Annotated in this window: 19 protein-coding genes and 1 tRNA gene; 14 read left to right on the forward strand and 6 right to left on the reverse strand. The window is 73.4% G+C overall.

All coding sequences use genetic code 11. The features are described from left to right. Window positions 1–46 precede the first annotated feature (46 nt). The 8 genes from ACZDWJ_RS03275 (at window position 47) to ACZDWJ_RS03310 (ending at window position 6,102) form a co-directional block, all read left to right on the forward strand. Window positions 47–514 carry a DUF3052 domain-containing protein gene (locus ACZDWJ_RS03275; protein WP_463519484.1) on the forward strand — a complete coding sequence of 156 codons (468 nt, stop codon included), beginning with the start codon at window positions 47–49 and terminating at the stop codon, window positions 512–514. 134 nt (window positions 515–648) lie between these two features. After that, on the forward strand, window positions 649–2,259 hold the full coding sequence (locus ACZDWJ_RS03280; protein ID WP_463519485.1) for an AMP-binding protein: 1,611 nt from the start codon (window positions 649–651) through the stop codon (window positions 2,257–2,259). Next, window positions 2,256–2,756: a peroxiredoxin gene (locus tag ACZDWJ_RS03285; RefSeq protein ID WP_463519486.1), complete on the forward strand. Its 501-nt coding sequence runs from the start codon at window positions 2,256–2,258 to the stop codon at window positions 2,754–2,756. The genes ACZDWJ_RS03280 and ACZDWJ_RS03285 overlap by 4 nt, the downstream gene beginning before the upstream one ends. Window positions 2,757–2,971: 215 nt before the next feature. After that, window positions 2,972–3,043: transfer RNA gene (locus tag ACZDWJ_RS03290), tRNA-Val, on the forward strand. A gap of 134 nt (window positions 3,044–3,177) precedes the next feature. After that, window positions 3,178–3,432, forward strand: a complete 255-nt coding sequence (locus ACZDWJ_RS03295; RefSeq protein ID WP_463519487.1) for a hypothetical protein — start codon at window positions 3,178–3,180, stop codon at window positions 3,430–3,432. Then, window positions 3,432–4,826: a DUF4331 domain-containing protein gene (locus tag ACZDWJ_RS03300; RefSeq protein WP_463519488.1), complete on the forward strand. Its 1,395-nt coding sequence runs from the start codon at window positions 3,432–3,434 to the stop codon at window positions 4,824–4,826. Before ACZDWJ_RS03295 ends, ACZDWJ_RS03300 begins: the two co-directional genes overlap by 1 nt. Continuing rightward, the gene (locus ACZDWJ_RS03305; protein ID WP_463519489.1) at window positions 4,823–5,239 is read left to right on the forward strand and encodes a hypothetical protein; all 417 of its coding nucleotides are present in this window, start codon (window positions 4,823–4,825) and stop codon (window positions 5,237–5,239) included. The genes ACZDWJ_RS03300 and ACZDWJ_RS03305 overlap by 4 nt, the downstream gene beginning before the upstream one ends. Window positions 5,240–5,529: 290 nt before the next feature. Next, window positions 5,530–6,102 carry a TMEM165/GDT1 family protein gene (locus tag ACZDWJ_RS03310; protein WP_463519490.1) on the forward strand — a complete coding sequence of 191 codons (573 nt, stop codon included), beginning with the start codon at window positions 5,530–5,532 and terminating at the stop codon, window positions 6,100–6,102. Window positions 6,103–6,109: 7 nt separating this feature from the next. On the opposite strand, the gene ACZDWJ_RS03315 is transcribed toward ACZDWJ_RS03310, so the two are convergent. From ACZDWJ_RS03315 to ACZDWJ_RS03325, 3 genes are read right to left on the reverse strand one after another with little or no spacing between them, the layout of a single operon-like run. Next, complete coding sequence (locus ACZDWJ_RS03315; protein ID WP_463519491.1) at window positions 6,110–6,775, reverse strand: response regulator transcription factor; 666 nt, start codon at window positions 6,773–6,775, stop codon at window positions 6,110–6,112. Then, on the reverse strand, window positions 6,760–8,247 hold the full coding sequence (locus tag ACZDWJ_RS03320) for a sensor histidine kinase (protein WP_463519492.1): 1,488 nt from the start codon (window positions 8,245–8,247) through the stop codon (window positions 6,760–6,762). Before ACZDWJ_RS03320 ends, ACZDWJ_RS03315 begins: the two co-directional genes overlap by 16 nt. 59 nt (window positions 8,248–8,306) lie before the next feature. Beyond that, window positions 8,307–9,017 (reverse strand): hypothetical protein, encoded by a 711-nt coding sequence (locus ACZDWJ_RS03325; protein WP_463519493.1) that lies wholly within the window; start codon window positions 9,015–9,017, stop codon window positions 8,307–8,309. A 198-nt stretch (window positions 9,018–9,215) separates the two neighbouring features. Between ACZDWJ_RS03325 and ACZDWJ_RS03330 the strand changes: the two genes are divergently transcribed. The 5 genes from ACZDWJ_RS03330 (at window position 9,216) to ACZDWJ_RS03350 (ending at window position 15,604) form a co-directional block, all read left to right on the forward strand. After that, the gene (locus ACZDWJ_RS03330; RefSeq protein WP_463519494.1) at window positions 9,216–10,778 is read left to right on the forward strand and encodes an AMP-binding protein; all 1,563 of its coding nucleotides are present in this window, start codon (window positions 9,216–9,218) and stop codon (window positions 10,776–10,778) included. A 37-nt stretch (window positions 10,779–10,815) separates the two neighbouring features. Then, on the forward strand, window positions 10,816–11,952 hold the full coding sequence (locus ACZDWJ_RS03335; RefSeq protein WP_463519495.1) for a Nif3-like dinuclear metal center hexameric protein: 1,137 nt from the start codon (window positions 10,816–10,818) through the stop codon (window positions 11,950–11,952). Between the two features lie 22 nt (window positions 11,953–11,974). Next, on the forward strand, window positions 11,975–12,718 hold the full coding sequence (locus ACZDWJ_RS03340) for a zinc ribbon domain-containing protein (RefSeq protein ID WP_463519496.1): 744 nt from the start codon (window positions 11,975–11,977) through the stop codon (window positions 12,716–12,718). Then, window positions 12,715–13,887: a bifunctional RNase H/acid phosphatase gene (locus ACZDWJ_RS03345; RefSeq protein WP_463519497.1), complete on the forward strand. Its 1,173-nt coding sequence runs from the start codon at window positions 12,715–12,717 to the stop codon at window positions 13,885–13,887. Before ACZDWJ_RS03340 ends, ACZDWJ_RS03345 begins: the two co-directional genes overlap by 4 nt. Window positions 13,888–13,990: 103 nt before the next feature. Next, window positions 13,991–15,604, forward strand: a complete 1,614-nt coding sequence (locus ACZDWJ_RS03350; RefSeq protein ID WP_463519498.1) for an alkaline phosphatase D family protein — start codon at window positions 13,991–13,993, stop codon at window positions 15,602–15,604. On the opposite strand, the gene ACZDWJ_RS03355 is transcribed toward ACZDWJ_RS03350, so the two are convergent. Next, a complete protein-coding gene (locus ACZDWJ_RS03355; RefSeq protein ID WP_463519499.1) occupies window positions 15,594–16,208 on the reverse strand; it encodes an HAD family hydrolase in 615 nt (204 codons plus the stop codon). The genes ACZDWJ_RS03350 and ACZDWJ_RS03355 overlap by 11 nt on opposite strands. 30 nt (window positions 16,209–16,238) lie before the next feature. On the opposite strand from ACZDWJ_RS03355, the gene ACZDWJ_RS03360 reads away from it, so the two are divergent. After that, window positions 16,239–17,291 (forward strand): CobW family GTP-binding protein, encoded by a 1,053-nt coding sequence (locus ACZDWJ_RS03360; protein ID WP_463519500.1) that lies wholly within the window; start codon window positions 16,239–16,241, stop codon window positions 17,289–17,291. A gap of 48 nt (window positions 17,292–17,339) precedes the next feature. On the opposite strand, the gene ACZDWJ_RS03365 is transcribed toward ACZDWJ_RS03360, so the two are convergent. Together ACZDWJ_RS03365 and yaaA are read right to left on the reverse strand one after the other, a co-directional pair. Continuing rightward, complete coding sequence (locus ACZDWJ_RS03365) at window positions 17,340–18,647, reverse strand: HNH endonuclease signature motif containing protein (protein ID WP_463519501.1); 1,308 nt, start codon at window positions 18,645–18,647, stop codon at window positions 17,340–17,342. 272 nt (window positions 18,648–18,919) lie between these two features. Next, window positions 18,920–19,699, reverse strand: a complete 780-nt coding sequence (gene yaaA / locus ACZDWJ_RS03370) for a peroxide stress protein YaaA (protein WP_463519502.1) — start codon at window positions 19,697–19,699, stop codon at window positions 18,920–18,922. Between the last annotated feature and the right edge of the window lie 6 nt (window positions 19,700–19,705).

Genomic DNA, 19,705 nt, shown 5'->3' on the forward strand with positions numbered 1-19,705 from the left:
CACCCGGGAGCGACCCGGGCCAGAGCATGAGCATCAGGAGGAACCCTTGAGCGCGACCGCGGGTGGCGGGTCCACCCAGACCGGCACGGCCGGTGACACCACCGGTGACGCAGCAGCCGCCGGGCCGGCCGCCCGGCTCGGGTTCGCCCCGGGCCAGGTCGTCCAGGAGCTCGGCTGGGACGAGGACACCGACGACGCCCTGAGGGTCTCGATCGAGGACCTCATCGACGCCGACATGGTGGACGGCGACTACGGCAACGTCGTCGACGCCGTGCTGCTGTGGTGGCGCGAGGAGGACGGCGACCTCGTCGACGGCCTCGTCGACTCCCTCACCGACCTCGTCGGCGGCGGGTCCATCTGGCTGCTGACGCCGAAGGTCGGTCGTCCCGGCGCCGTCGACCCCGCCGACATCGCCGAGGCCGCGCCCATCGCGGGCCTCTCGCAGACCACCACCGCCTCGGTGAGCAAGGACTGGTCGGCCACCCGCCTGGTCGCGCCGAAGTCCGTCTCCTGAGAGGGCCCGTGCGGCCGCGGACCGTCCCGCGCGTCGAGGCCGGCGTCGAGGCCGGCCTCGAGGTGAGCATCGCGACGTCCACCGGCGGTGGTCGGGGGTGCGTCCCGACCACCCGTGCGGGCTAGAGTCCACCCGTGCTGAACAAGCTCGTCTCCGGCGCCTCCGCGGCCGGCACCAGCCTCAAGGTCCTCTCGCGCGCCGGCATCATCCGGCCGTACTCGCCGCTGGTGCTCGCGCGCCTGGCGCGCACGCTCTCGGACTGGGGCCCCGGCCCCGCCGGCGGCTTCGCCAGCCTCGCGATCCGCGAGCCCGATCGCGTGGGCATCGTCGACGAGCTCGGCGAGGTCACCTTCGGCCAGATGCAGGCCCGCTCCAACGCGCTGGCCCGCGCGTTCGCCGCGATGGGCGTCGGCGAGGGCGACGGCGTCGCGATCATGGCCCGCAACCACCGCGGCTTCATCGACGCCACCAACGCCGCCGCCAAGCTGGGCGCCGACATCCTCTACCTCAACACCGCCTTCGCCGGCCCGCAGCTGCGCGAGGTGCTCGAGCGCGACCAGCCGTCCGTGCTGGTCTACGACGAGGAGTTCGACGGCCTGGTGGGGGAGTCCTCGGTCGCGCAGCGCGTCCTGGCCTGGACCGACACCGACGACCACGGCCTGCCGACCCTCGAGGGCCTCATCGCCGCGCACGACCCCGCCGACCTGACGCCGCCGCAGCGGCACGCGCGCATCGTCATCCTCACCTCCGGCACCACCGGCACGCCCAAGGGCGCCCCGCGCAGCGAGGCCGGCGTCGAGGCGGCGGTCTCGCTGCTCTCCGGCCTGCCGCTGCGCTACGGCTGGCGCACCCACATCGCCGCGCCGCTGTTCCACACCTGGGGCTTCGGCCACCTGGCCCTCTCGATGCTGCTCGGGTCCACGATCGTGCTGCGGCGCCGCTTCGACCCCGAGTCGGCGCTGGCCGTGCTGGAGCAGGAGCGCTGCTCCTCCTTCGTGGTCATCCCGGTCATGCTCCAGCGCATCCTGGCGCTGCCGGCCGACACCCTCGACCGTCACGACCTGTCCTCGGTCGAGGTCGTCGCCTCCTCCGGCTCGGCCCTGCCCGGCGACCTCGCGCTCACCTGGATGGACCAGTTCGGCGACAACCTCTACTCCACCTACGGCTCCACCGAGGTCGCCTACGCCGCCATCGCCGGCCCGGGCGACCTGCGTGCCGCGCCGAGCACCGCCGGGCACCCGCCGTACGCCACGATCGTCAAGATCCTCGACGAGCAGGGCCGCGAGGTTCCGGCCGGCCAGCCCGGCCGGATCTTCGTCGGCAACGGCCTGCTCTTCGAGGGCTACACCGGCGGCGGCAGCAAGGAGGTCGTCGACGGCCTCATGTCCACCGGCGACGTCGGCCGCTTCGGCGCCGACGGCCGCCTCTACGTCGAGGGCCGCGACGACGAGATGATCGTCTCCGGCGGCGAGAACGTCTTCCCCAAGGAGGTCGAGGACTGCATCGCGCGTCACGACGCGGTCGTCGAGGTCGCCGCCATCGGCGTCGAGGACCCCGACTTCGGCAAGCGGCTGCGCGCCTTCGTCGTCGTGCGTCCGGGGGAGAGCCTCTCCGACGACGACGTGCGCACCTGGGTCAAGGACAACCTGGCGCGCTACAAGGTGCCGCGCGACGTCGTCTTCCTCGACGAGCTGCCCCGCAACGCCACCGGCAAGGTCCTCAAGCGGGAGCTGACCTCCTCGTGACCCGACCCGATGCGCCGACCGGCGCCCCGGCCGAGGCCGGTCTGGTGCTCGGCGGGCCGGCGCCGGACTTCACCCTGCGCGACCAGTTCGGCCAGGACGTCACGCTCTCGGACTACCGCGGCACCAAGGCCGTCGCGCTGCTCTTCTACCCCTACGCGTTCTCCGGGGTGTGCACCGGCGAGATGGCCGGCATCCGGCAGCGGCTCGACGAGTTCGTCACCTTCGACACCGAGGTGCTCGCGATCTCGTGCGACCCGATGTTCGCGCTGCGCGCCTTCGCCGATGCCGACGGCCTGAACTTCCCGCTGCTCTCCGACTTCTGGCCGCACGGCGAGGTCGCCCGGGCCTACGACGTCTTCGACGAGCGCACCGGCGCCCCGCGCCGCTCCTCCTACGTCGTCGACAAGGAGGGCATGCTCCGCTGGTCGGTGCACAACGCGATGCCCGAGGGCCGCGACCTCGACGAGCACCTGCGTCAGCTCGCGGCGGTCGTCTAGCCCGCTTGGTCCAGGATCCGGACATCTCCCCGGTGTTTCGGCCGTTCGCCGGACAGCCCTTGGGCGCCCCCGTAGTGTTCTTCTTGCCGGACCGCTGGTGACCCGAGACGCCAGCGGTCCGGCTCTTCGCTTCTCCAGCCCGTGATGCCGCCGGGCGAGCAGCGGCCCCGCTTGGCTAGGCTGAGCGCCGCCTCGGACCCGGCGTCCGCGGTCGAGGGCGTATAGCTCAGCGGTAGAGCTCTGGTCTTACAAACCAGCGGTCGGGGGTTCGAATCCCTCTGCGCCCACCGTCTCCTCCAGGCACCCGATCGGATGAGGTGCCGCCCTTCCCATCCGATGGGCCGTCGGCGTCGAATGCGTTGTGGCGTGGATCACCACGTCCATCGGGAGCCGTCGCGACGCGGCGGCCGGAAGGAGCGTCATGAGCGAGACCAGCAGGAGAGGACTGATCGCGATGACCGGGGCCGGTGCGGCCGCCGGAGCGATCAGCCTGACGGCGGGACGGGCCAGCGCGGCGACCGCCGTTCCCCGCGCCGACCGGGCCACCGAGCCCGTCGTCGCGATCATCGACGACGCCAGCGCGGACCGCGTCCGGCTGCACGTGGGCGAGCGCGAGGTCGTGCTGCGCGACCGCGACCTCGTCACCCGCATCCTCAACGCGGCGGGAGGTCGCTGATGTCCTCGCACCGCGAAGCCCCGGAGATCTCCAAGGACCCCGTCGCCGACAGCACGGACGTCTACGCGTTCGTCAGCCCTGACCGGCCGTCGTTCGTCACGATCATCGCCAACTTCATCCCCCTCCAGAAGCCCGACAGCGGTCCCAACTTCTTCGAGTTCGGCGACGACGTCCTCTACGAGATCCACATCGCCAACCGTCCCGGCGCCCAGGCCAACCTGACCTACCAGTTCCGGTTCAGCACGAAGGTGCGCAACCCCGAGACCTTCCTCTACAACACCGGCCAGATCACCTCGCTCACGAGCACGGCCTGGAACCGTCCGCAGACGTACTCGATCCTGCGTCGCAAGGACGGCAAGAGCTCCTTCGTGGCGCGGGGCCTGCCCTGCCCGCCCGTCAACGTCGGGCCGCGCAGCACCCCGAACTACGCCCAGCTCGCGACGTCGGCCATCGCCAACCTGCCCGGCGGCGCGAAGGCCTTCGCCGGACAGCGGGCCGACGCGTTCTGGGTCGACCTCGGCTCGATCTTCGACCTCGGCGGTCTGCGTCCGCTCAATCAGGCGCACCTGATCCCGCTGGCGAAGATGGACGGCATCAACTCGGTGCAGTCCTACAACGTCCACACCATCGCCGTGCAGGTGCCGATCAGCGAGCTCACCCGCGACGGCACGGTGCCGACCAACCCCGAGTCGAGCGCCTCCACGATCGGCGTGTGGGCCACCGCGAGCCGTCGGGCGTCGCGGGTCTACGACGAGGCCACCGGCACCTACAAGGGCAACGGTCCGTGGAAGCAGGTCTCCCGCCTGGCCAACCCGCTGTTCAACGAGGTCCTCGTCCCGATGGCCCGCAAGGACAAGTGGAACGCCTCGGAGCCCTCCGACGACGCCACCTACGCCAAGTACGTCACCAAGCCCGAGCTCGCCGGTCTGCTGCCGGTGCTCTACCCGGGGGCGTTCCCGAACCTCAAGGCCTACACCAAGGACCGCGCCGACCTCGCCGCGATCCTGCTCACCGGCATCCCGAAGGGCATCGTCCCGGGCTTCGCGAACTACACCGGCAAGACCCAGGCCGACATGCTGCGGCTGAACCTGGCCATCAAGCCGACCGCGAAGGCGAACGTGAGCGAGCTCGGCGTCGTCGGCGGCGACCTCGCCGGGTTCCCGAACGGGCGGCGGCTCGAGGACGACGTCACCACCATCGCGCTGCGTGCGGTGGCCGGAGCGACGATCCCGCTGGTCGACAAGAGCTACACCGTCGACTCCGTCGTCGGGTCGGTGGCCGACGGCTCGTCCTACACCAACTCGCCGCTGCTCGACAGCTTCCCGTACCTCGGGCACCCCGGCGGCGGCTACCAGACGACCCCCGGCACCACCTCGGTGGACCAGGCGTCGTGAGCGCCGCCACCTCCGAGAACCCGTGGGCGGGCCAGGGCTCGGTGCTCCTGGACATCGGGGACGACGTCGGCGCGCTCATCGTGACGACGCCGGCCTCGATGATCGACCAGGAGATCGACATCGACCGCGCCGACGGCCAGCCGATGGCGCACGGGCACGACCACGGTCACGACCATCACGATCACGATGGTCACGACCACGGTCATGATCACGACCACGGGCACGGGCACCACCACCGCCCGCACGTCGCGGTCGTCGCCCGGCCCACGGCGTCGGGCGTCGTCCCGTCGCTGGTCTTCCCCGAGCTCCAGGAGGGGCGCTACCACCTCTTCCACAAGGGGCAGGACGACGTCCTGCTCACCGTGGAGGTCCGCGGGGGAGAGGTCACCACGGCCACCTGGCCGGCCGGCTGATCCCACCGGATCCCATCGGATCCCGCTCGCGCACGACGATCGCGCCCGTCCCCTCGGTTTGGGGCGGGCGCGATCGCTGCGCTAGCGTCCTGCCTCGAAAGGGAGTAGTCCCCAACAGCCGTGTCGACACACTGACCGCCCTGCGGTCCGGTACGGCAGGCCACCGCTCGCGGTGGCGGACGAGACTTTCGACCATGGCACGTGCCCGCACCCGCGGGCACCGACATCGCCTGGTCGAAAGAGTCCCCTCGACAGGCGCTCTCCTCGGCCGGGCACGAGGAGAGGAACCCATGTACGCCTTCCTGTTGAGCACGGCGGTCATCTTCGTGGCCGAGCTCGGCGACAAGTCCCAGCTGATGGCGATGACCTTCGCCGCGCGCTACCGCGCCCGCGACGTGCTGATCGGCATCACGGTGGCGACGGCGGTCGTCCATCTCGCCTCGGTGGGCATCGGCGCGGTGATCGGCGACCAGTTCGCCGACTACCAGGGCGTCATCTCCATCGTCGCCGGCGTCGCGTTCCTCGGCTTCGCGGCCTGGACGCTGCGTGGCGACGAGCTCACCGAGGACGAGGCCGCCAAGGCCCGCAACAGCACGGGCGCGGCGCTGATCGCCGTCGGCGTCGCGTTCTTCCTCGCCGAGCTCGGCGACAAGACGATGCTGGCCACCATCACCCTGGCCACCCAGGAGGGCTGGCTGGGCACCTGGATCGGCTCGACCCTGGGCATGGTCGCCGCGGACGCCCTCGCGATCGTCGTGGGCGCCGTCCTGGGCCGTCGCCTGCCCGAGAAGGTCATCAAGATCGGCGCGGCCGTGCTGTTCGCGCTCTTCGGCGTCGTGCTGATCCTCGACGGGGCTCTCTGAGCGAGCCTCAGGACTCGAAGCGGTAGCCCATGCCGCGCACCGTCGTGATCGCGCCGGAGCCGAGCTTGCGGCGCAGGTAGCCGATGTAGACGTCGACGACGTTGGAGCCGGGGTCGAAGTCGAAGCCCCAGACCCGCTCGAGCAGCTGCTCACGGGTGAGCACCTGGCCGGCGTGCTGCATGAGGTACTCGGCCAGCGCGAACTCGCGGGCCGAGAGGTCCACCGACTGCTCGCCGACGCTGGCCCGGCGCGTGCGCAGGTCGAGCTCCACCGCACCGGCCCGGAGCACCTCCGGGCCGGCGCTGGCGGCCTCGGCCATCCGCAGGCGCAGCCGGATGCGGGCCTGGAGCTCGGCGAAGCGGAAGGGCTTGGCCATGTAGTCGTCGGCGCCGCCGTCGAGGGCCGAGACGGTGTCGGTGACGGAGTCGCGGGCGGTCAGCACGATCACCGGCATCGTCGAGCCGCTGGCCCGCAGCCGCTCCAGCACGGTGTAGCCGTCGATGGTCGGCAGCCCGATGTCGAGGACCATCAGGTCGTGACGCCCGGTGAGGGCCTCGTCGAGACCGGCCTGGCCATCGGGCAGCACCGTCGTCTCGTGGCCGTCGGCGCGCAGCCCCTTGGCCAGGAACGAGGAGATCCTGCTCTCGTCCTCGACGATCAGGATGTGGGCCATGCGAGCTCCTCGATGGTGGGCGGCTCAGGGAAGCGTAGGGGCACCCGGAGCTCGACCAGTGCGCCCCGGGGCACCGCGTCCTCGATGACCACGGTGCCGCCGTGCGCCTCGGCGATCGCGCGGACGATCGAGAGGCCGAGGCCGAAGCCCTCGTCGTCGGCGGTGACGGCGCTGCGGCCGAAGCGCTCCAGCACGGTCGCGCGGTCGGCGGCGGGGATGCCCGGGCCGACGTCGCGCACCCACAGGCGCAGGAGGCCGCCCTCGGTCGCGGAGCCGATGCCGATCACGTCGCCGCGGTCGGTGTGCTTGACGGCGTTGTGGGCCAGCTGGAGGAGCGCCTGGGTGAGGCGCTGGTCGTCGAGCATCGCCGTGACCTCGGCGCGGGCGTCGACGACCCACGTGCGATCGGCCAGCCCCCGCGCCTTGGCCGCGACGGAGTCGGTCATCGCGGCGACGTCGGTGGCGCCGGGCGTGAGGAAGTCGGGACGGTCGGACTTCGCCAGCAGGATGAGCTCGCCCACCAGGCGCGACATCCGGTCGATCTCGTCGAGCAGCAGCGTCCGCGTCTCCTCGACGTCGGCGGGGTCGCCGGCGTCGAGGAGCTCGAGGTGCCCGCGCAGCACGGTGAGCGGGGTGCGCAGCTCGTGGCCGGCGTCGTCGAGGAAGCGACGCTGACCGGCGAAGGACTCCTCCAGCCGCTCCAGCATCGTGTTCACGGTGCGGGTCAGGGCGGTGATGTCGTCGTTGCCGCTGGTCGGGATGCGGCGCGAGAGGTCGGAGTCGGAGATCTCCTCCGCGGTCTGGCGCAGCACGCGCAACGGCGCGAGGAGGCGTCCCGCGGCCCAGCCGGCGATGCCGATGACCAGCAGGAGCGAGAGCAGGGCGACGACGAGGTAGGTGCGCAGGGTCTCGCGCAGGCCCTGCTGCCCGGGCTCGAGGTAGGTGATGATCACCAGGGCGCCGGCCTCGGGATCGGCTCCCGAGGAGACCGCCTGGACGGTGATCCGCGTGCGCCCGTACTCGCCGAGATCGACCTCGGTGGACCCGCCCGCCGGCAGCAGCGCGCGCACGGTGCGGGCCACCTCGGGCGAGCCGGCCTCGTCGGCGCTGCCCGAGGGCGAGGACCGCTGCGCCTGGTCGTCGTACCAGCTGACGAGGATCTCGTCGGGCTCGGGCACGTTGCGCCGCAGGAAGGTGTCGAGCAGGTCGGAGGCGCGCGGGGATCCGTCGACGACCCAGTCGTCGGGGGAGCGCTGGAGCCGGGTGAGCTCCGCGAGCTCCTGGTCGATCTGCTGGGTGGTCTGCTCGTCGATGCGCTCGTGCTCGACGGCGAAGACGATGAGGCCCGCGAGGGTCAGCGTCGCGGTGACCAGGAGCGCGACCACCGCCATGATGCGCACACGCACCGAGAGCAGCGGCAGCCGGCCGCGCAGGCCGCGGGTGCGGCTGCGCGGGCGCGCGCTCGCTGGCATGTCGTCCTCCCTGGCGCCCCGGCCGCCGCCGGCGGCGCGGTCGGTCTGCCCGCGGGGCGTCAGCGTCCGCGACGGTCGCGGCCGCCGTCGTCGCCGTCGTCGCCCCGGTCATGGCCGCGCCCGTGGCCCGACCCGTGACCTGACCCGTGACCTGACCCGTGACCTGACCCGTGACCTGACCCGTGGCCCGACCCGTGGCCCGACCCGTGACCTGACCCGTGACCGGAGTCGTCGTCGGAGTCGTCGGAGCCGCCCTGTCCGGGGCCGGCGCTCAGCTCGGCGCCGGGGACGTCCTCGACCTCGGGGTCGATGTCGCGCACGCCCGAGCCGCGACCGCCGCCGCGGACCGAGCCCACCTGGTCCTCGGCGCCGCGGACCGATCCGCGCGTGCCGTGTGAGCCGCGGGAGCCCTGCGTGCCCGTGGACGAGGAGCGGCTCGCGTCGCCGCTGGAGCCGCGCGAACCCGTGCGCGAGGTGCCGGCGGTGCCGGCGGGCGTCTGGTCGCCGGTGGAGGCGGGTGCGCCGGTCGTGCTGCCGCCGGCGGACGCGGGCGCGTCCGAGCCGGGCGTGGCGGAGGGGGCGGGCGCCCGCGAGGGCGCCGGGCTGCGGGTCGGGGCGAGGGTCGCCGCGGGGTCGAGCTCCTGGCCGATGAGCAGCGGCGGGCGGCTCGGGGGCGTGTCGGCGCCGGCGGTGGTGACCACGCCGGCGACGTACCCGACGAGGGGCAGGGTGAGGCCGAGCATCGCGACGGCGGGCCAGGAGCGGTTCATGGTGTGGCGATCATCTCGCGGCGCCTGCGCGGATGTCATCTCATGAGCGAACTCTCACCGGGGTCCGCTCGGCGCCGCCCGAGCGCCGTCGGGCGCAGGCGGCGACCGGACGGCGATCCCCGAGCCGGGCCGGAGGTGGCGGCCTACGACGGCGGCCTAGGGTGGTCGGCGTCACACGACCCGTCGTAGGAGGGCCCCATGCACGTCCCGTTCAGCGTCACCGACTTCCTCGACCGCGCCGTCGCCGTCTACGGCGATCGCGTCGGCGTCGTCGACGAGCCGATGCAGCCCGCCCCGGCCCTGGGGGGTGCCGCCGAGGGCTCGCTCACCTACGCCGAGCTCGGCGATCTCGCCCGCCGGCACGCCGCTCGCCTCGACCAGCTCGGCATCGGGGTCGGCGAGCGCGTCGCCTACGTCTCCCACAACAGCGCCCGCCTGCTCACCGCCTTCTACGGCGTCGCCGGCTTCGGACGCGTGCTGGTGCCGGTGAACTTCCGCCTGCGTCCCGACGAGGTCTCCTACATCGTCGAGCACTCGGGCGCGCGGATGCTCGTCATCGACCCCGAGCTGGCCGAGGAGCTGGCGGAGGTGAAGGCCGAGATCAAGGTCGTCATCGGGCAGGACGACGCCGACCTCTACGCCGCCCCCGGCGTCGAGCCCGTGCCGTGGGAGCACGACGAGACCGCCACGGCCTGCATCAACTACACCTCCGGCACCACGGCGCGACCCAAGGGCGTGCAGATCACCCACCGCAACATCTGGACCAACGCCGTCACCTTCGCCATGCACACCACGCTCAGCGACCGCGACGTCTACCTCCACACGCTGCCGATGTTCCACGCCAACGGCTGGGGCATGCCCTTCGCCACCACCGGCGTCGGCGCCACCCAGGTCGTCATCCGCAAGATCGACGGCGCCGAGATCCTCCGTCGCGTGCGCGACCACGGCGTCACCATCATGTGCGCCGCGCCCGCGGTGGCCGCCTCGATCCTCGAGGCCGCGCAGACCTGGGAGGGCGAGATCCCCGGCCGCGACAAGGTGCGCATCATCATGGCCGGCGCCCCGCCGCCGACGAAGACCGTCGCGCGCGTCGAGGAGGAGCTCGGCTGGGAGTTCATCCAGATCTACGGACTCACCGAGACCTCGCCGCTGCTGACCATCAACCGGCGCCGCGCCGAGTGGGACGACCTGCCGGCGCTGGAGCGCGCCGCCCTGCTGACCCGCGCCGGGGCGCCGGCGCTCGGCGTCACCCTCGCGATCGACGACTCCGAGGAGAGCGCCGGCGAGGTGCTCGCCCGCTCCAACGTCGTGCTCGAGGGCTACTGGGACCAGCCCGAGGAGAGCGCCCGCGCGCTGGCCGGCGGCTGGTTCCACACCGGCGACGGCGGCGTCATCGGCGACGACGGCTACCTCACCATCAGCGACCGCAAGAAGGACGTCATCATCACCGGCGGCGAGAACGTCTCCTCGATCGAGGTGGAGGACGTCCTGTTCTCCCACCCGGCCATCGCGGAGGTCGCGGTCATCGGCGTCCCGAGTGAGAAGTGGGGCGAGACCATCAAGGCGCTCGTCGTCCTCGCCGAGGGCGCGCAGGCCACCGAGGCCGAGCTGATCGCCTGGTGCAAGGAGAAGGCGGCCGGCTACAAGGCGCCGACGTCGGTGGAGTTCCGCGACGAGCTGGCCCGCACCGCCACCGGCAAGCTGCAGAAGTTCAAGCTGCGCGCGCCGTACTGGGAGGGGCGCGACCGCCAGGTCAACTAGAGGCGCCGCCGGCCACCGGCCTGGCAGGATCGCCTGCGTGCCCACGCTGAGCGACGTCGTCGACCTGGTCCACGCCTGGTATCCGCCGGGCACCGCCGACTCCTGGGACCGGGTGGGCCTGGTGCACGGGCGCCTCGACCGCCCCGTGCGCAAGGTCCTCCTCGCCGTCGACCCCGCGCCCGCGGTGGCCCAGGAGGCCGCGGCGTGGGGCGCGGACCTGCTGATCGTCCACCACCCGCTCTTCCTCAAGCCGGTGCACGGGTTCACCTCGGCCACCGCCAAGGGCCGCACCGTCCTGACGCTGGCCGAGGCCGGCTGCGCGCTCCTCACCGCCCACACCAACGCCGACCAGGCCGAGGGCGGGGTCTCCGAGGCGCTCGCCCACGCGGTCGGGCTCACCGGGCTCGCGCCGATCCTCCCGGCGCCGGCGCAGCCGCGCGACAAGCTCACCGTCTACGTCCCGGTGCCCGACGCCGCCCGTCTGCGCGCGGCGCTGGCCGACGCCGGCGCCGGACGCATCGGCGACTACGACTCCGCCTCCTTCTCCACCCGCGGCGAGGGCCGGTTCCGTCCGCTCGAGGGCGCCCGGCCCGCCATCGGCGAGATCGGCGTGCCCGAGACCGTGGAGGAGGAGCGCGTCGAGGTGGTGCTTCCCCGGCGGGCGCGCTCGGCCGTCGTGGCCGCCATGCTCGCCGCGCACCCCTACGAGGAGCCCGCCTACGACGTCGTCGAGCTCGCCGACCCGGGTCTGGCCACGACCGGCACCGGACGCATCGGCGACGTCGAGCCCACCACCCTCGCCGGCTTCGTCGAGCGCGTCGCCGCAGCGCTGCCCGCCACCGCCCACGGCGTGCGGGCCGCCGGCGACCCCGAGCGCCCGGTGCGCCGGGTCGCGGTGTGCGGCGGCGCGGGCGACTTCCTGCTCGGCGACGTCGCGCGCACCGACGCCGACGTCTACCTCACCAGCGACCTGCGTCACCACCCCGCCTCCGAGCACCTCGAGGAGGGCGGCCCCGCGCTCGTCGACGTCGCCCACTGGGCCGCCGAGTGGACCTGGCTGCCCGTGCTGGCGCGGCGGCTGGAGGCCGCGATCGTGGGCGAGGCCGCCGACGGCGCTACGGTGTCCGTCCGGGTCAGCACCACGTGCACCGACCCGTGGACACTTCGTAGGTAGCCGTTCGCAGAGGAGCCCGTTGGTGAGAGCCGAACCGTCCGTCCAGCTCGAGCTCCTGGAGCTGCAGGACCTCGACACCTCCGCCGACCAGCTGCGCCACCAGCGCGGCGCCGTGCCCGAGGTGGCCGAGATCGCGGGGCTCGCCCGCAGCCGGGCCGAGCTCGCCGGACGCATCACCGACCAGCGCATCGTCGTCGACGACCTCGCCGCCGAGCAGGCCAAGGTCGACGCCGACGTCGAGCAGGCCAAGGCCCGACGCGCCCGCGACCAGCAGCGCGTCGACGCCGGCCAGGTGTCCGACCCGAAGGCCCTCGAGCGCCTCGTCGCCGAGCTCTCCTCGCTGGAGCGGCGCATCCGCAGCCTCGAGGACGACGAGCTGGAGGTCATGGAGCGCGTCGAGGAGGCCCAGGGGGCCCTCGACTCCCTCGCCGGCGAGCTCGCCGCCGCCGACGAGCGCCTCGCCGCCCTCGCCGAGGCCCGCGACGCCCGCTTCGCCGAGATCGACGCCCGGCTCGCCGACGTCGAGCGCTCCCGCGGCCCGTTCGCCGAGGCGATCCCCGGCGAGCTGCTCGCCCTCTACGAGCGCCTGCGCGCCAGCAAGGGCGGCATCGGCGCGGCCCCGCTGCACCAGCGTCGCTGCACCGGCTGCCAGATCACCCTCGACCCCGCGATCCTGGCCCAGATCAAGGCCGCACCGATCGACGAGGTGCTGCGCTGCGAGGAGTGCTCGCGCATCCTCGTGCGCACCTCGGAGTCGGGTCTGTGACCCGCGCGGTCGTCGTCCACGCCGACGGCGGCTCGCGCGGCAACCCGGGCCCGGCCGCCTACGGCGCCGTGCTCACCGACGCCGCCACCGGCGCGGTGATCGCCGAGGAGGGCCGACGCCTCGGCGTCGCCACGAACAACGCCGCGGAGTACGAGGGCCTCATCGCCGGGCTGCGCCTGGCCCGCGACCACGCGCCCGGCGCGGCGGTGGAGGCCCGCCTGGACTCCAAGCTCGTCGTCGAGCAGCTCTCGGGCCGCTGGCGCATCAAGCACCCCGACCTCGCCGCCCGCGCCGAGCGGGCCCGGGCCCTGGCTCCCGACGACGTCACCTACACCTGGGTCCCGCGGGCGCAGAACACCGCGGCCGACCGGCTGGTCAACCTCGCCCTCGACGGCGACGAGATCTCCACCGCGCCCGGCGACGACTCGCTCGTCGAGGAGGTCGAGACCTCCGAGGACGCCGCCTCCCAGCAGGCTCCGGCCCGGGGCTGGTCGGCCGCCGGCGCAGCCTCGACCACTCTCATCCTGCTGCGGCACGGCGTCACCGTGCACACCGCCGCCAAGCGGTTCTCCGGCGGCCTGGGCGGCGACAACCCCGGCCTCAGCGACGACGGCCGCGCGCAGATCCAGGCGGCCGCCGCGTGGCTGGCCGGGCTCGGCGAGGACGTCGCGGCGATCGTCGCCTCGCCGGTGCGTCGCACCCGCGAGTCCGCGCAGATCGTCGCCGACGCCCTCGGCCTGCCGGTCGAGGAGGAGCCCGGCTTCGCCGAGATGGAGTTCGGCGACTGGGACGGCCTCACCTTCAGCGAGGTCGCCGAGCGCGACCAGTCCGGTCTGAGCGCGTGGCTCGGCTCGCTGGACACCCCGCCGCCCGGCGGGGAGTCCTTCCGCGACGTCGAGGCCCGCGTCCACGCCGGGCTCGAGCGCACCCTGCAGCGTCACTCCGGCCGCACCGTGGTGGTCGTCAGCCACGTCACCCCGATCAAGACCCTCGTCGCCGATGCCCTCGACGCGCCCCTCGCGGCGGTCTTCCGCATGGAGCTCACCCCGGCGTCGGTGTCGGTCATCGGCTACCACCCCGACCACGACGGCGGGGGCCTGCGCCCCTCCCTGCGGCTCTACAACGCGCTGCCGCCGTCGCGCTCGACGCTGGAGCCGGGCATCTGGTGACGGGTAGGAGACGGGGCTGGTGAGCCAGAGTTGAGGTGACGGCCACCTCGGCGTCCACTGCCGGTGGCCGCGGGGTCGTCCGGCCCCACCAGCGTGACGGGACGTGGCCTCCTGGAGCGAGCTCCCCACCCCCTCCCTCACCTCCGCCTCGACCGCCCTGCGCGTCGGTCGCCGGGCGAGCGTCCTCGGCGGCCTGTCGGTCGTCGCGGCGCCGCTGCTGGTGCGTCGCGAGGCGCCGTCGCTGCTGCGGCTCTCCGAGCCCGTCTCGGCCGTGCGCTCGGGGGAGGTGAGCACCGACTCGGCGATCGTCTGGGCGCGCGCACCCCGCCCGGGGCGCCTGATGCTGGAGGTCGACGACGGTCGCGCGTCGCGGGTCGTCCGCGGGCCGTGGACCGACGGGCGGCTCGACCTCACCGCGCGCACCCGACTGGCCGGGCTGCGTCCGGGGCGCGACCACACGGCTCGTGTCTGGTTCGAGCACGGTCCGGGGGAGCGCACCGCCGCGCAGGTGCTGACCTTCCGCACCGCGCCGGTCCACGCCGCGGCGCAGACGATCGTGTGGTCCGGCGACGTCAACGGCCAGGGCTGGGGCATCGACCGCGCCCGCGGCGGCATGACCACCTTCGCCGCCATCGCCGCGCTGCAGCCGGACTTGTTCGTCCACAACGGCGACACCATCTACGCCGACGAGCCGATGGTGGAGCGCCGCCGGGTCGACGACGGCTCCACCTGGGTCAACGAGATGACGCCCGAGGTCGCCAAGGTCGCCGAGACCCTGACGGAGTTCCGCGGACGCCACCGCTACCAGCTCATGGACGAGAACGTCCTGGCGATGCACCGCACGGTGCCGTCGGTCGTGCAGTGGGACGACCACGAGACCTGCAACAACTGGTATCCCGGCGAGGTGCTCGACGACGACCGCTACCGCGAGCGTCGCGTCGACGTGCTCGCCGCCCGGGGCCGCCGCGCGTGGCAGGAGTACCAGCCGGTGCCGATCGGCCGGTTCGCCGACCGCGGCGACGACGGCTTCGTCCCGCGTCGCCTCTACCGGCGGGTGCCGCGCGGGCAGCACCTCGACCTGTTCTGCCTCGACATGCGCAGCTGGCGGGCGCCGAACGCCGCCAACGACCCGCAGACCGAGCGGGAGGCCGGCATCCTCGGCCAGCGCCAGGAGGAGTGGCTCATCGCCTCGCTCAAGGCCTCGCGGGCCACCTGGAAGGTCATCTCCGCCGACCAGCCGCTCTCCACGCCGTCCAACCGCGCCACCGACCTCGACGGCCCCGCGAACGGCGACCCGAGGCGTCCGCTCGGTCGCGAGCCGGAGATCGCGCGGGTGCTCGCCGCGATCAAGCGGCACCGGATCCGCAACGTGCTGTGGGTGACCACCGACGTCCACTACACCGCCGCGCACCACTACCACCCCGAGCGCGCGGCCTTCACCGACTTCGACCCGTTCTGGGAGCTGGTCTCCGGGCCGATGGCGGCCTCGCCGTTCCACACCAAGGACGCCGTGCTCGACGCGACCTTCGGCCCGCAGGTGGTCTTCTCCCAGGGCGAGCAGGAGGACCGGCTCGACATCACCCCGCGTCCGGAGAACCAGTACTTCGGCGAGCTGGCGATCGCCGCCTCCGGCGTGCTCGACGTCCGGCTCCACGACGGCACCGGCGCGGTGCTCTGGCAGCGTCAGATGGAGCCGGAGCCGCTCGTCAGCAGCTGAGCACGACGCCGTGCGCGGCCAGCTGCTCGCGCAGCGCCGCGTGGCCCAGCTCGTGGTGCCAGTGCACCCCCGCGAGGCCGACGCTGCGGGCGGACTCCACGTTGTCGGCGCGGTCGTCGATGAACAGGCCCTCCTGCGGCGCGATGCCGATGCGCTCCACCGCGGCCTCGAAGTAGGCCGGCGACGGCTTGGCGTGGCCGAGGTCGTAGGAGTAGCAGCTGACGTCGAAGAGCTCGTCGAAGCCGAGGGTGGTGCGCATGTAGGCGGCCCGGTGGCGCTCCTGGTTGCTGGCGAGGTGGACGCCGTAGCCCGCGGCGCGCACGGCGTGCACCAGGTCGATGGACTCCTCGATCAGCGCGATGTCGTGCCAGGCCGCCGTCTGCACCTCTGCGGGCGTGCGGCTGCTCCCGTGCTCGTCGAGCACCTGCTGGAGCACCTCGACGAAGTCGCCCTCGCCCTGCATCATCGGATGCTCGAGCTCCCAGACGCGCTGCACGAACGCCTCGGCCTGCTCGCCCAGCAGTGGCTCGAGCGGGGCGAACCAGCCGTCGGGCACGTGCTGCAGCACGCCGTCGGCGTCGAAGAGGACATGCCGGATCGTCATGCCCCGACCCTACGAGGCAGGATCTGAGCCATGCGTCGCGTCCCCGTCATCGCCCTCACCGGCCATCTCGGGGCCGGCAAGACCACGGTGCTCAACCACCTGCTGCGCCGGCCCGGCGCGCGGCTAGGCGTGGTCGTCAACGACTTCGGCGTCATCAACGTCGACGCCGCCCTCGTGGCCGGCCAGGTCGACTCCGCGGCCGCGATCTCCGGCGGCTGCCTGTGCTGCCTCGACGACTCCGACGGCTTCGACGAGGCCCTCGAGCGCCTCACCGCCCCGCGCCTGGCGCTCGACGCCGTCATCGTCGAGGCCAGCGGCGTCGCCGAGCCGGGAGCCCTCGCCCGGATGATCCGCTTCAGCGGGGCCGAGCACGCGCGTCTCGGAGGCGTCGTCGACCTCGTCGACGCCGTCGAGCACTTCCGCACCGTCGACCCCGACGGCCGCGGCACCCCGCCGGCACGGCATGCCGTCGCCTCGCTGGTGGGCGTCACCAAGCTGGACCTCGTCCCCGAGTCCGAGCGCGCCGAGCGCCTGGCCCGGATCGAGGCGAGGGTCCGCGAGGCCGGCTCCACCGCGCCCGTCGTCGCCCTCGACCGCGGCCGCCTCGACCCCGCCCTCGTCTACGACGTCGCCGCCACCGAGGACCCGCCCGACGAGCTCCCGCTCGGCGCGCTCCTGCGCGGCGAGGACCCGTGGGCCGACCACCCGTCTCCGGGGCACGGGCACGATGCCCACCACGGCCACACGCACGCGGCGCCCGTCAGCGTCTCGGTGCCGGGCCCGGTCGACCCGGGACCGCTGCTGGACCTCCTCGAGGACCCGCCCCCGGGCGCCTACCGGATGAAGGGCACGCTGACGGTGCCGACGCCCTCGGGGTCGCGCGGCCAGGTGGTGCACGTGGTGGGCCGGATGCTGCACGTGGTCGACCACCCGGCGGGGGAGTCCAGCGACCTCGTCGCCATCGGCCTGGATCTCGACCCCGACGTCGTCCGCCCGCGCCTCGAGGCCGCTCTTCGCCCCGCCACCGCTCCGGACGCCGACGGCCTGCGCCGCCTGCGTCGCCACCGCCGCCTGAGCGAGTGACGGCGCACCGGCAGCCCGGGACCGGGCCTCGGTCGCGGGCTGGGGTGCTCAGGTGGTCGCTGGTTGCTCGGCGGGGTCGTCGAGGAGCATGACGGTGCCGGTGGGTCCGCGTCGGAAGCAGACGCCGGTGGGGCTGGTCCACAGATGGTGCCCTGGATGCTCGGGGTCGGGCCGGTAGCGCCACCCGGAATGCGTCTTCGACCGGTGGTGGTGCCTGCACAGGCAGGCGAGGTTCCACGACGAGGTCGGGCCGCCGGAGTCGAACGGGTCGATGTGGTCGAGGTCGGCGCGCCTGGCGGGGCGTCGGCAGTGGGGGAAGACGCAGGTGCGGTCGCGGACGATGACTTGCTCGCGGAGGAGGGGTGCAGCCTCGTAGGACTCGCAGTGACGTTCGGCGGCGAGGTCGAGGACGGGCCGGATCGTCACCTTCGACGAGCCTGCGCACCAGCCCTTCACGGCGTCGAGGAGCAGCGGGGATCGCGTGGCCTCGAGCGTCGCGATGGGGCCGATGTCGCCGAGGGCGTCGGCGGAGAGGTGGACGTAGAGGATCGTCTCGCGTCGGCGTCTGGGTGCGGGGGTCTCGACAGGCTCGACCACCGACGGGTCTGGGAGGTCGAGGTGCTCCCGCCCGAGCTGTCCAGCAGCCCACGCACGACGTGCGTCGAGGGAGTCGGTGGAGCCGAGCGCGAGGGCCTGGTGGGCCAACTCCGCGAGAGCGGCGTCCAGGTCGATCGCGTCCTCCCGGTCCATCCGGCCGTGGACGTCGACGGTGCCATCCAGACTGGGCTGGTCGACGGCGACGTCGAACCTGCGGTCGTCGGCCTCGAGCCGTTGGCGGATCGCGGCAGCCTCGGGATCGACCTGCTGCTCGGCCAGATTGACGGCCCGCATGATCGCGACCGGCCCGATCGAATGGGCGTACGCGGCGAGGAGCTCATCAGCACGAGCAGCCGCCTCCGCCGACAGGATCATCGTGCGCTCCGCGATCCGGCGCACCTGCCAGGACGTGACCTCCCCGTCGACCAGCCGCGTCCACAGCCGCGGCAGACGGCAGCAGGCCTCGAGGGCCTGGCCCACGAAGATCCGCCCCGACTCCGTGGTCATGCCCAGCACCGCGGCGATCTCGTCACACGCGTACTCCGAGACCATCGGCGCCCCGTCGCCGGCCAACGGCACGAGGGTGTGACAGCCGTCGAGGAACGCAGCATCACCGGCATCAGCGACCACGTGGGCCAGCGCCCAGTCCGCGGCCCGCTGAAGGATCTCCCGGCCGGCGGCGTCCTCGAGTGCCCGGGCCTGCATCGCGTCGCGCAGGATCTCGCTGCGCGGTGCGGTGGGGGGCTTCCGAGTGGCCATGCCTCATTCTATCCGAACACCAGTTCGAACTGAAGGCCTTGTGCATACCCGATGTGCGCGGCTGCGGGGGGTCTCGACAGGCTCGAGCACCGGGGTCTGATGGTGATCGACCACCGGAGTGGCGCTCGACCACCGGGACCGGCGGCGGCCGCGCACCGATGCAGGGCCGGATGCCCCGCCCGCCTGGCTGCGCCTTTCAACGCGAGGCGAACCAGGAGGTCGGCGACGGCGAGGAGGAGGCAAGAAGCAGGCCCCGAGGAGAGGCGACAGGCCTAGAGCTCCGCCACCACCACGTCCAGCTGCGTGCCCTTCGCGCCGGCAGCACCGAGCTCGACCACCCATCCGAGGTCGCGCAGGACCTCGGCCAGGGCAGCCGGCGTGCGCGGGGCGGCGCCCTCCTCGAGCAGCGCGCGCACGATGCGGCCCTTGGTGGCCTTGTTGAAGTGGCTGACGACCTTGCGGACGCCGCCGACCTCGTGGAGCACGCGCACGGTCGCGACGCGCGGGGCGAGGTCGGCCGGCGGGCGCCAGAAGGCGGCGTAGGAGGTCGAGCGGAGGTCGACCAGCAGACCCGGGCCGAGGGCGTCGGTGAGAGCCGGGCCGAGGTGCTCGCGCCAGACGCCGGCCACCGGTCCGAGGCCGGGGAGGGTGGTGTCGCCGGAGAGGCGGTAGGAGGGGATGCGGTCGGCGGGGCGCACGAGGCCGAACAGGCTGGAGGTGACGCCGACGCGGGCGGTCGCGCGGCGCTTGGCGGCGGCCGAGAGGGTCGCGAGGCCGAGCGCGTCGTAGAGCACGCCGGTGTAGATCGCGTCGGCGCGGGCGGTGGGCGCGGTGCGCAGGCCGGCGTCGAGCTCGACGAGGTCGTGCTGGGTGCTGCCGACGCCCAGGGTGGCCGCCGCGGCGGCGGGGTCGCCGGAGCACAGCTCGACCAGCGCGTCGAGGATCCGGGCGCGCGCGTCGGTGAGGGACGGGGAGGAGAGGGAGTCCAGGTCGAGCGGCTTGCCGCGCGTCGGCACGGCCTTGCCCTCACTGGGCGGCAGGAGGATGAGCATGGTGTG

The organism is Nocardioides sp. B129/18 (assembly GCF_055282735.1).